Source organism: Mesorhizobium sp. M1217 (assembly GCF_040318275.1).
In the GTDB taxonomy this organism is placed as follows: Bacteria; Pseudomonadota; Alphaproteobacteria; order Rhizobiales; family Rhizobiaceae; genus Mesorhizobium.
In genome coordinates this window covers 1-1112 of sequence record NZ_JAMYMA010000056.1, presented here as the reverse complement: position 1 = coordinate 1112, position 1112 = coordinate 1, and the positions used below count along the sequence as shown (strand labels likewise).

The 1112-nt window shown below is 61.1% G+C and carries 1 pseudogene; it reads right to left on the bottom strand.

The annotated features are described in order from the left end of the window. Positions 1-55: 55 nt before the first annotated feature. A pseudogene (locus tag NKH37_RS33970) lies at positions 56-1037 on the bottom strand (IS5 family transposase). Positions 1038-1112 lie beyond the last annotated feature (75 nt).

Below are 1112 nucleotides of genomic sequence, written 5' to 3'. Positions count from 1 at the left end.
GGGCGTTGGTGCATCGGTCCGGACTTGAGCGGATGTCGATCTTTGAAGCGGCAGACTATGCCGTGGCCGCCTTGCGGCGGGCGGATTTCGGGCGTGCGCAGGCAAGCATGCGGTTGAGGACGGCGCAGCCGATGGCGACTTCGGTCTGCTGAAGGGAAGCGACCGTGCCCGCAAACGCCGCCCGATGGTGGACTTGTATCGCCCCATGGCGGTCTCGACCAGCGAGCGTTTGCCATAACCGTTGGAGACCTGCCATTTCATCCGGCCGTCTCTGCCGATTGCGGCGATATGCTGGTCCCTTTGGCCGGCAGGTCTATCGTCGAATGGTTCGACCGCGTTGACACGAGGCGGAATGACGATGGCGACAGCCGCGCTGTGATTGATGACTGCGTCGTAAGTCGGTTTTCCGTCATAGCCGCCGTCAGCAGTAAACTGTCCGATCGGACCGCCAATCTGGTCAAGTAGTGGCTCAACTTGAGAGACATCGCCAGTGTCCTGATCAGTCAGGGTATGGGCAATGATCTCGCCGCTGTCGGCATCCAGTGCCAGATGCAGCTTGCGCCAACTGCGACGGGATCTGGCGCCGTGCTTCTCCTCCAGCCACTGACCCGCGCCGTAGACCTGCAGGCCGGTGCTGTCGACAAGAACATGCACTGGTCCCTCCGGCGGAACCTGGCGATCATGCCGTTTGTTGGGCGATTGCCATGTCCGCGCCCGACGGCTCAGGGTGGTATGATCGGGGACAGCAAGCGCCAGCGCCATCAGTTGCAGCACCGATTCCAGCAAGCCTTCTGCCTGGCGCAGCCGCAGGCCAAACACAAGGCCCAGCGTCAAGGTGGTCTCGATCGCCAGATCAGAATAGCGGTGCTGGCCGCCACGTGTCTTGGCGCTTGCCACCTGGACAGGGCTTCCGGCGTCACCCACAGGGTCAAACTGCCGCGATGACGAAGTCCTGCCTCATATTCTGGCCAGTTCGTCACCCTGAACGTGATCTTCTCAACATGATGGCGGCGGCTGGCATTGTGTTTGAAAGGCATGGCTACGCTACAAAGGCTATTGCGGTTACCGCTTGCCTAAACCCACACCAATAAAAGATCCGTGCACCAACGCCG